This is a genomic window from Xenorhabdus sp. IM139775 (assembly GCF_028598745.1).
GTDB lineage: Bacteria > Pseudomonadota > Gammaproteobacteria > Enterobacterales > Enterobacteriaceae > Xenorhabdus.
Genome location: NZ_JAQRFK010000035.1, coordinates 23,256 through 33,492 on the forward strand (window position 1 = coordinate 23,256; position 10,237 = coordinate 33,492).

8 protein-coding genes are annotated in these 10,237 nt (G+C 41.0%); 4 read left to right on the forward strand and 4 right to left on the reverse strand.

Annotation, left to right across the window (positions count from 1 at the left end; translation table 11 throughout):
• Positions 1-26: 26 nt before the first annotated feature.
• Both purU and PSI17_RS09400 read right to left on the reverse strand, forming a co-directional pair.
• Entirely contained in the window at positions 27-875 is an 849-nt protein-coding gene (purU, locus tag PSI17_RS09395) for a formyltetrahydrofolate deformylase (protein WP_273551744.1), read from the reverse strand.
• Positions 876-987: 112 nt separating this feature from the next.
• On the reverse strand, positions 988-1,449 hold the full coding sequence (locus PSI17_RS09400) for a YchJ family protein (RefSeq protein WP_273551745.1): 462 nt from the start codon (positions 1,447-1,449) through the stop codon (positions 988-990).
• Positions 1,450-1,767: 318 nt separating this feature from the next.
• Here PSI17_RS09400 and galU point away from each other — a divergent pair, with 318 nt between their 5' ends.
• From galU to PSI17_RS09415, 3 genes are read left to right on the forward strand one after another with little or no spacing between them, the layout of a single operon-like run.
• Positions 1,768-2,682 (forward strand): UTP--glucose-1-phosphate uridylyltransferase GalU, encoded by a 915-nt coding sequence (gene galU / locus PSI17_RS09405; RefSeq protein ID WP_273551746.1) that lies wholly within the window; start codon positions 1,768-1,770, stop codon positions 2,680-2,682.
• A gap of 24 nt (positions 2,683-2,706) precedes the next feature.
• Positions 2,707-4,050, forward strand: coding sequence for a UDP-glucose dehydrogenase family protein (locus PSI17_RS09410; RefSeq protein ID WP_273551747.1), 1,344 nt, complete (start codon positions 2,707-2,709; stop codon positions 4,048-4,050).
• 8 nt (positions 4,051-4,058) lie between these two features.
• Positions 4,059-5,069: an NAD-dependent epimerase gene (locus PSI17_RS09415; RefSeq protein ID WP_273551748.1), complete on the forward strand. Its 1,011-nt coding sequence runs from the start codon at positions 4,059-4,061 to the stop codon at positions 5,067-5,069.
• A 254-nt stretch (positions 5,070-5,323) separates the two neighbouring features.
• Here the strand turns inward: PSI17_RS09415 and PSI17_RS09420 are convergent, their stop codons facing one another.
• Positions 5,324-5,725, reverse strand: coding sequence for an H-NS family histone-like protein (locus PSI17_RS09420; RefSeq protein ID WP_273551749.1), 402 nt, complete (start codon positions 5,723-5,725; stop codon positions 5,324-5,326).
• Positions 5,726-6,370: 645 nt separating this feature from the next.
• Here PSI17_RS09420 and PSI17_RS09425 point away from each other — a divergent pair.
• Positions 6,371-6,967: a thymidine kinase gene (locus PSI17_RS09425; RefSeq protein ID WP_273551750.1), complete on the forward strand. Its 597-nt coding sequence runs from the start codon at positions 6,371-6,373 to the stop codon at positions 6,965-6,967.
• 126 nt (positions 6,968-7,093) lie between these two features.
• On the opposite strand, the gene adhE is transcribed toward PSI17_RS09425, so the two are convergent.
• Positions 7,094-9,757, reverse strand: coding sequence for a bifunctional acetaldehyde-CoA/alcohol dehydrogenase (gene adhE / locus PSI17_RS09430; RefSeq protein ID WP_273551751.1), 2,664 nt, complete (start codon positions 9,755-9,757; stop codon positions 7,094-7,096).
• Between the last annotated feature and the right edge of the window lie 480 nt (positions 9,758-10,237).

Below are 10,237 nucleotides of genomic sequence, written 5' to 3' on the forward strand. Positions count from 1 at the left end.
CATTTTCCCCGGTCAGCTATTGTTTATCAAAGAATAACGGTACGATTACCATAGACAAAGACACGCTGAGAAAATACCCAATGTAATGCTTGGCTCAGCACATTCTTCTCAACATCCTGTCCTGCACGCATCATCTCTTCAGCCGTATAGGTGTGATCCACATTGATGACATCTTGAGTGATGATTGGCCCTTCATCCAAATTGTCATTCACATAATGCGCCGTCGCGCCAATAATTTTCACTCCGCGCTCATAAGCCTGATGGTAGGGGCGAGCACCGATAAATGCGGGTAGGAATGAATGGTGAATGTTGATTATTTGATTCGGGTAATGTTGAACAAATGCCGGCGTCAAAACTCGCATATATTTAGCAAGTACAACATAGTCGGGCTTATATTGGTCAATTTGGGTCATCAGCGCTGCATCATGTTGTTCGCGGGTTAAACCCTCATGACTGATGTAATGGAATGGGATATCAAACTGCTCAACCAATTTTTGCAGGGTAGTATGATTGCCGATGACAGCCGCAATTTCGACATCCAGTCCACCATAGACGCTTTTGACTAAGATATCGCCAATACAATGCGCTTCTTTTGTCACCATGAGCACGATACGACGTCGGCCTGCCGTATTTAATTCACGGTTTGAACCCGCAGGCAGGGCATCATCTAAATCAGCCAGAAGCGTTTCATCATTAAAAATACCTTCCAGCTCGGTACGCATAAAAAATCGTCCGGTACGGTGATCAACAAACTCATTATTTTGAACGATATTTAATTGATGCTTGTAACAAATGTTGGTGATTTTTGCGATCAACCCTTTGGAGTCAGGACAAATTGTACGCAAGATTTTTCTTTGTATATTTGCGTGTTGCATGGATGACGAGAACCTCAAATATTCTTCACTGTGTGTGAATTGTTGTGTTTGATATTTAGATGCTGATTTAATCACAGTATTTTTAACCACTGTGATTTTAACCATGGTATTTTTAACCACAGCACTTCTTGTATTTTTTACCTGAACCGCATGGGCAAGGATTATTTCGGCCTACTTGGGGACGAATACCTTCTATATAAAACCAATGCAGGTCAATGCGCAAAAAACGTGAGCGCTCATGAATCAATTGCTTATCTTGCTTGCCTTGTTCAATAAAGCAAGCTGAAAATTCAACATAGGCTTCGTCATTATTTCTTCCCTGATGAGTTTCAAGGACATTTAATCCCAGCCATTGTATACCAGCAAAACCTTGTTCTATTTCTGTACGCCAATTTTCAGCTTGACAATCTGGGTGCCAGGTGGCGATAAGATAATCTGCATTTTGGGTAACATAAGCGCTATATCTGGAACGCATCAAGGATTCAGCATTTGGGGCAGGGTGATGATTTTCGAGATAGGGGCTACAGCAAAGGCCGAAAGATGAACCACTGCCGCAGGGGCACATTTTTGTCAAAATAACTCCAGTTAATCAAAGTGATTGCCGCTAATATCAGCGATCTTGCAAAGAGATAAGAATAGTACAAGCAATTGACTATCATTGGGCGATGATACTCGAATATGGGAAAAGGTCGCAATGTCTGATATCTACGCATTGAAGTGTGAGTAAAAGTCAGCGCACTGTATATCTGATCTAATTAACTGGTATACTCGTGCGCGTTATTTTTTGGCAAGTGCGATTTTTTTCACGCATACAATTTTTTTGAGAGTTAATGCTACTGTTTAAGCTGCAAAAGCGTTTTTCAGTAAAAACAGAGCAGTCGGAGACGATGTAATGTCAGTAATAAAAAAAGTAAAAAAAGCTGTTATACCCGTTGCTGGTTTGGGAACCCGGATGTTGCCGGCCACGAAAGCCATCCCGAAAGAAATGCTTCCCTTGGTAGATAAACCGCTTATTCAGTATGTCGTCAATGAATGTATTAAGGCTGGCATTAATGAAATCATTCTGGTCACACATTCATCTAAAAACTCGATAGAAAACCATTTTGATACCAGCTTTGAGTTGGAAGCGATTCTTGAGAAAAGAGTGAAGCGCCAATTATTGGACGAGATACAGTCTATCTGTCCAAATCATGTGACGATCATGCAAACCCGTCAGGGAATTGCCAAAGGATTGGGTCACGCCGTGTTATGTGCCAAACCTCTTATTGGTGATGAACCGTTTGCGGTTATTCTGCCTGATGTCATTTTGGATGAGTACAGCACTGATCTGTCAAAATATAATTTGAGCGAAATGCTATCACGTTTCAACAGCAGTGGCACAAGCCAGATTCTGGTTGAACCTGTTCCTGCCGAGAGTGTTTCGGATTATGGCATTGTTGATTGCTTAGGGGAAAATTTACAGCCTGGTGATAGCAAACCTATTGTCCGTGTTGTTGAAAAGCCAAAACCAGAAGAAGCACCCTCGAATCTTTCCATTGTTGGCCGTTATGTCTTATCCGAAAACATCTGGCCATTATTGGCGAAAACCGCACCAGGGGCAGGGGACGAGATACAACTGACAGATGCCATTGCCATATTGATGGAAAAAGAGCCAGTTGAGGCTTATCACTTGCAGGGCCGTAGCCATGATTGTGGTAATAAATTGGGTTATATGCGGGCATTTGTTGAATACGGCATGAAACATAAAGAATTGGGCAAATCATTCACGGATTGGATCATGACTTTGCAACGTCAGATTGAAAAATAATCTACTCGTACTTTAAGGTGTGATATGAAAGTTACTGTATTTGGTATTGGCTATGTAGGCTTAGTGCAAGCAACCGTCTTTGCTGAAGTTGGGCATGATGTCCTTTGCGTTGATGTTGATGCAAATAAAGTCGAAAACCTGAAAAATGGTCAAATTCCTATTTTTGAACCGAGTTTGACGCCCTTGGTAAAGAAAAATCATGCTGAAGGACGGCTGAATTTTACAACGGATGCCAAAGCCGGTATTGCTCATGGCAAATTACAGTTTATTGCAGTAGGCACACCTCCTGATGAAGATGGCTCTGCTGATCTTAAATACGTCACTGCCGTAGCCAGAACGATTGCGGAAAATATGGATGGTTACAAAGTCGTTGTTGATAAATCAACTGTGCCGGTAGGTACGGCTGATAAAGTCAGGGCAGTGATGCAGGCAACATTGGCAGAGCGCAACATAGTTCATCCATTTGATGTCGTCTCCAACCCGGAGTTTTTAAAGGAAGGCGCCGCTGTTGCTGATTGTATGCGGCCTGAACGCATTATTATTGGCTGTGATAATGATAATGTGGTTGATGTCATGCGCGAACTGTATGAACCCTTTAATCGTAATCATGATCGTATGATCGTCATGGACATCCGCAGTGCTGAATTGACTAAATATGCCGCCAACTGCATGTTGGCAACCAAAATCAGCTTTATGAATGAAATTGCTAACTTGGCAGAGATGCTGGGCGCAGATATTGAAAATGTACGTCAGGGAATAGGTTCTGATTCACGCATCGGATATCACTTTATTTACCCGGGGTGTGGATACGGTGGTTCATGTTTCCCGAAAGATGTTCAGGCATTGATTCAGACTGCTGAACAAATTGGATATACACCAAAAATTCTTCAGGCTGTGGAGCAGGTTAATAATAAACAGAAAAGTAAATTGCCTACTTTTGTAAAACAGCATTTTGGTGATGATTTAACGGGCAAAACATTGGCTATTTGGGGACTGTCATTTAAACCTAATACAGATGATATGCGTGAGGCATCAAGTCGTGTACTGATGGAAACGTTATGGGAATGTGGCGCTAAAGTTCAGGCGTATGATCCTGAAGCGATGCAGGAAGCACAGCGTATTTATGGACAGCGTGATGATCTCTCCTTAATGGGAACAAAAGAAGCGGCATTAAAAGGTGCTGATGCTTTGATTATCTGTACAGAATGGCAAAACTTTAGAGCGCCTGATTTTGATGTGATTAAGAATTCATTGAAAACGCCTGTGATTTTTGATGGACGCAACCTTTATGATCCTGAACGTCTGCAATCACGGGGCTTTACCTATTATGGTATTGGCCGCGGCGCTTCAATCAAACCCGTCATTTGAGTTAATATATGAAATTTCTAGTTACAGGTTCTGCTGGTTTTATCGGTTTTCATGTTAGCCAGCGGTTATTGAATATGGGGCATCAGGTTGTCGGCATTGATAATCTCAACGATTATTATGATGTTAATTTGAAACGGGCGAGATTAAATTTATTACTTCCTCATGCAAATTTCAAATTTGAAAAATTAGATCTCGCCGATAGAGTTGCAATACCTGAATTGTTCGCTAAACATCAATTTCAGCGGGTGATCCATTTAGGGGCGCAGCCGGGCGTACGTTATTCAATACAAAACCCTATGGCATATATAGATGCTAATATCGTCGGTCATATAAATATTCTTGAAGGTTGCCGCCATCATTGTGTAGAGCATCTATTATATGCCTCTTCCAGTTCAGTATATGGTTTAAATAAAAAGCAACCTTTTTCTACTGATGATTCGGTTGATCATCCTGTTTCTTTATATGCCGCGACGAAAAAAGCGGATGAGTTAATGTCTCATAGCTACTCACATCTTTATCAGCTTCCCACGACAGGATTGCGATTTTTTACCGTATATGGACCGTGGGGTCGTCCTGATATGGCTCTATTTAAATTCACTAAGTCCATGTTAGCAGGTAAGCCGATCGATGTTTATAATCATGGCAATATGGTGAGGGATTTCACCTATATTGATGACATTGTTGAATCTATAATCAGATTGCAGGATATCATTCCTACCGCCAATAAAGACTGGTCAGTTGAAGGTGGTCAGATATCTGCCAGCGCTGCGCCATATCGAGTTTACAATATCGGTAATGGGCAACCGACAAAACTGGGTGATTTTATTGCAGCCATTGAAGCCTCATTAGGGATTGAGGCAAAGAAAAACTTTATGGAAATTCAAGATGGCGATGTATTATCAACGTGTGCAGATTCAAGTGCGCTTTATAATAAGATTGGTTTTTCACCTGACACTCCGGTAAAGGAAGGGGTGAAACGATTTACTGATTGGTATCTGGGCTTTTATCAGAAGCAGTGACACAGAATGTGACATAGAAATGGAAATAGAAAAAGGAGCTAATCGCTCCTTTTTTATAAGTTTATGTTAATAAAAAACTAAGTTAGTGTTAAATTCTTTTTTATCACGTCGAGAATATGCAGGCGACTTAGCCGTTAATATCGCTCTCTGTGTTTCTACATCAGCCCGTAATTAACTTAGTTAGTTATATTAAACATAAAATAAAAATACCCTATCAAGGGTATTTTTGTTATCAGGTTTACCAAAACAACTGATTAGATCAGGAAATCGTCCAGTGTTTTACCTTCTTCTTCAATTGCTTTTTTGATTACAGCTGGTGTACGGCCTTGGCCTGTCCAGGTTTTAGTTTCACCGTCATCAACGTATGAATATTTAGCTGGACGTGCAGCACGTTTAGATTTACCAATAGCTTTACCACTTAAAGCATCCACTAAATCACTTAATTCAATACCGTCTTTTTCTAACATTTCACGGTATCCTTCAAGTTTACGTGTACGCTCTTCTAATTGTACGCGAACCTGGTTGTCTTCATCACGACGTTCTTCAACAACAGTCGTCAGTTTTTCCAGCATTTCTTCTAAAGTTGTCAGTTCACATTCTCTTGCTTGTGCGCGCAAGGTACGGATGTTATTTAAGGATTTTAAATTTTCGCTCATTGTCCTGGTCTCAAATTATAATGATGATAGCTGATGTAGGGATAATAATAGAATGCTATTTTATTTTCTGCAATAGTGAATTTACTTTCTCTCGTTAAAATAGGGCATTTTAAAATGCAATTTTTTTGCTAATCGATATATTGCGTTTTAATCCTGCTATTGAACTTGCCATTTTTCAATAAGCAGGAAGGGGGATTACTGTAAAGATTAGTAAGGGATAAACCGCAGGGTATAAAACTAATTTATAGACAATCGGTAAGTAACGTTAACTGTTTTGTTAGAAATAAGCTGAATAGTCAGTGTGAGATGAAAGTTTTTTTATGGGTAATCCATTAGTTATGATTACAACGACTAAATTGAGCGAAAGTAAACCAATATGATTATTAATATTCAAAGAATGGGAATGAAATTAGCTATTTTCTTTTGATGTTAATTTTGTTCATTTGGTATGCAGTAAGTCCTCATGATGCTGATTTTATATGCGCAAATGTGATGATTATCATGAAAATAATCTTTTCTTATTCATTCTAATTTGTTTCTGCTACCCCCACATTTGACAATAACAAAGATAATCTCAAGTAGAGTTTGTGGTAAACTGACACAGTTATATCGCCTGATTAAATTGACAAGAGGATGGACGGGCCAATGGCTCAGCTTTATTTTTATTATTCTGCCATGAACGCAGGGAAATCAACTTCCTTATTGCAGTCTTCCTATAACTATAACGAAAGAGGAATGAGAGCGCTGATCTTTACAGCAGATATCGATACTCGATTCGGTAAAGGAAAGGTCAGCTCCCGTATTGGCTTATCCGCTGAGGCTTTGCTGTTTTCACCAAAAACAAATATTGCTGAGCTTATCAGAAGTGAAAATGAGGCAGAAAAAGTCCATTGTGTTTTGATTGATGAATGCCAGTTCTTGACGAAAGAGCATGTTGAGCAACTGTGTGAAATTGTAGATTATGACGATATCCCTGTTCTTTGTTATGGTTTGAGAACAGATTTTCAAGGTGAGTTATTCAGCGGAAGTGAATATCTCCTTGCATGGTCAGATAAATTGGTGGAGTTGAAAACCATTTGTCATTGTGGGAGAAAAGCCAGCCGTGTGCTTCGTTTTGGCAGCGATGGCAACGTGGTTTACGACGGGGCTCAGGTTGATATTGGCGGTAATGAAAAATACGTTTCTGTGTGTCGTAGGCACTATACAGACGTTATTCGTGAAGCTAAGGCCAAAGAGGTTTAATAGGCGCCAGTTGTCATCGAGAGGCCTAAAACTAGCCTTAAAACCATCAGGCTAAAAAATAAAATAATAAAAAGGCGTTGGGTTACCCTAACGCCTTTTAAGTTACATCAATCAGCTCATCATTTATTATTCTTTCTTATTATTTTTTCTATTTGATTTTGCTGCCTCCTGAGGCTGGTTTTGTTCGGTAAATTCGCGTCCATAAAAAGAATCCAGCAGAAGCTGTTTCAACTCGGAAATTAATGGATAGCGCGGATTTGCGCCGGTACATTGATCATCAAAGGCATCTTCTGCAAGCTTGTCGATTTTCGCCAGAAAGTCAGCTTCTTGCACGCCTGTTTCACGAATTGAAGCCGGAATGTCCAGTTGAGATTTCATTTCTTCCAACCAAGCCAATAACTTTTCAATTTTGGCAGCAGTTCGATCACCTGAGGCAGTTAATCCCAAGTGGTCTGCAATTTCCGCATAGCGGCGCCGCGCTTGTGGGCGGTCATATTGGCTGAATGCTGTCTGTTTTGTTGGATTGTCGTTAGCGTTATAGCGGATCACATTACAAATTAGCAGGGCATTAGCTAAACCATGTGGAATATGAAACTCAGAGCCAAGTTTGTGGGCCATGGAGTGGCATACACCCAAGAATGCATTGGCAAAAGCAATGCCGGCTATGGTCGCTGCATTATGGACACGTTCGCGGGCAATGGGGTTTTTTGCCCCTTCGTGGTAACTGGCGGGCAGGAAATCTTTCAGCAGTTTTAATGCTTGCAGGGCTTGCCCATCAGAATACTCATTGGCTAAAACAGAAACATAGGCTTCCAATGCGTGGGTCACCGCATCCAAGCCACCAAAAGCACATAGCGATTTTGGCATATCCATGACCAGATTTGCATCGACAATCGCCATATCGGGAGTGAGTGCATAGTCTGCCAAAGGATATTTCTGCCCGGTCACGTCATCGGTAACTACCGCGAAAGGCGTGACTTCTGAACCTGTGCCTGACGTGGTGGTAATGGCAACCAATTTTGCTTTCACACCCATTTTCGGAAACTTATAGATACGCTTACGGATATCCATGAAGCGCAGGGCCAGATCCTCAAAATGTGTCTCAGGATGCTCGTACATCACCCACATAATTTTGGCCGCATCCATAGGAGAACCGCCGCCAAGGGCAATGATAATATCGGGTTTGAACAGGTGCATTTGTTCAGCACCTTTGCGGACGATGCCTAATGTCGGATCGGCTTCGACTTCAAAAAACACTTCAGTTTCGATGCCATAAGATTTCAAGACATTGATAACCTGATCAGCGTAGCCGTTATTGAATAAGAAACGGTCTGTCACAATAAAAGCACGTTTAGCCCCATCGGTAGCGACTTCTTCCAAAGCAATGGGCAGGGAACCACGGCGGAAATAGATTGATTTCGGAAGTTTATGCCACAACATATTTTCGGCTCTTTTGGCGACAGTTTTCGTATTGATCAGGTGTTTTGGCCCAACGTTTTCAGAAATCGAATTGCCTCCCCAAGAACCACAGCCTAGCGTCAGGGAAGGGGAGAGTTTAAAGTTGTACAAGTCTCCGATACCGCCTTGGGATGCCGGTGTGTTGATTAAAATGCGCGCGGTTTTCATTTTGTCGCCAAAATACTTAATACGCTCTGCCTGATTATCTTGTTCAGTATAGAGACATGATGTATGCCCGATACCGCCCATTTCGACCAATTTCTCGGCTTTTTCGACTGCATCTTCAAAGTCTTTGCCGCGATACATGGCAAGCAGTGGTGATAATTTTTCATGGGCAAAGGGTTCTGCTTCACCCACCAGCGTGACTTCACCAATAAGGATTTTCGTGCTTTCAGGAACATTAATGCCGGCCATTTCAGCAATTTTTATTGCCGGCTGACCTACAATCGCTGCATTCAGGTTGCCGTTTTTCAAAATAACATCCTGAACGGCCTTTAGCTCTCTTCCCTGAAGAAGATACCCACCGTGAGTTGAAAAACGTTCACGGACTTGCTTGTAAACAGAATCAACAACGATAACAGATTGTTCTGACGCACAAATCACGCCGTTATCAAATGTTTTAGACATCAAGATAGAGGCAACGGCACGTTTGATATCTGCCGATTCATCAATCACAACCGGCGTATTGCCGGCACCGACACCAATGGCGGGTTTGCCTGAACTGTAGGCGGCTTTTACCATGCCTGGGCCACCTGTTGCCAAAATCAGGTTAATATCAGGGTGCTGCATTAAGGCATTTGAAAGTTCGACAGAAGGTTCATCTATCCAACCAATGATATCCTTTGGTGCGCCTGCTTCAACCGCCGCTTTTAAGACGATTTCTGCCGCTTTGTTAGTCGCGTTTTTGGCACGGGGATGTGGGGAGAAAATAATACCATTACGGGTTTTCAGGCTGATAAGGGCTTTAAAAATAGCCGTAGATGTTGGGTTTGTTGTTGGAACAATACCGCAAATCAAGCCAATTGGTTCAGCAATAGTCATCGTACCGAACGTATTATCTTCAGATAAGATACCGCAAGTTTTATCATCTTTATAAGCATTATAGATATATTCGGAAGCAAAGTGGTTTTTGATCACTTTATCTTCCACAATTCCCATGCCAGATTCAGACACCGCCAATTTAGCCAGTGGAATACGGGCATCAGCAGCCGCAAAAGCAGCAGCGCGAAAAATTCGGTCAACTTGCTCTTGAGTAAAATCAGCAAATTCGTGTTGGGCTTTTTTTACGCGAGCAACTAATTTATTAAGTTCTGCGACTTGAGTGACAGCCATAAAAATTACTCCTGATAAATGTTAAATTTTTGGAGGCAATTAGCTACGGGATTATTAAGTTATCGAATAATATTGTGATATTAATCAGTTGGATTTAATCGTGAATACCGCTAATTGCCTTAAAAAAATTGCTTAACAAAATGATTGATATAGGAATAGTTTCTTTCCTTGAAATTCTACGCTGAATACAGCTTACCATTTGCGGGTATCTATATTGTGATTTAGATCATGAAAACATAAAGCTGACTCAATTCAGCTATTGTTTCTGAGGTGATGAGTAACCGTTGATACCTGAGTAAGTTTAAGTGCTTATTTAACGTTGCAAATACAATTTATTAACGGGCATGAAAAGGGAGTCAATCTGCCAAAAATTAACTCATAAATGATCAAGTTAAAGTGTCATCGGTTAATAACATCATTTTTGCGTCATTTTATTGAAACTATTGTTTGTATTTTATTCTTTTTTAGTCTGTGATCTTT

What these genes read in the sequence shown, in the direction of transcription:
- galU (WP_273551746.1), top strand. Translation starts at nt 1,768, where the DNA reads ATGTCAGTAATAAAAAAAGTAAAAAAAGCTGTTATACCCGTTGCTGGT.
- adhE (WP_273551751.1), bottom strand. Translation starts at nt 9,757, where the DNA reads ATGGCTGTCACTCAAGTCGCAGAACTTAATAAATTAGTTGCTCGCGTA.
- PSI17_RS09410 (WP_273551747.1), top strand. Translation starts at nt 2,707, where the DNA reads ATGAAAGTTACTGTATTTGGTATTGGCTATGTAGGCTTAGTGCAAGCA.
- PSI17_RS09425 (WP_273551750.1), top strand. Translation starts at nt 6,371, where the DNA reads ATGGCTCAGCTTTATTTTTATTATTCTGCCATGAACGCAGGGAAATCA.
- purU (WP_273551744.1), bottom strand. Translation starts at nt 875, where the DNA reads ATGCAACACGCAAATATACAAAGAAAAATCTTGCGTACAATTTGTCCT.
- PSI17_RS09420 (WP_273551749.1), bottom strand. Translation starts at nt 5,725, where the DNA reads ATGAGCGAAAATTTAAAATCCTTAAATAACATCCGTACCTTGCGCGCA.
- PSI17_RS09415 (WP_273551748.1), top strand. Translation starts at nt 4,059, where the DNA reads ATGAAATTTCTAGTTACAGGTTCTGCTGGTTTTATCGGTTTTCATGTT.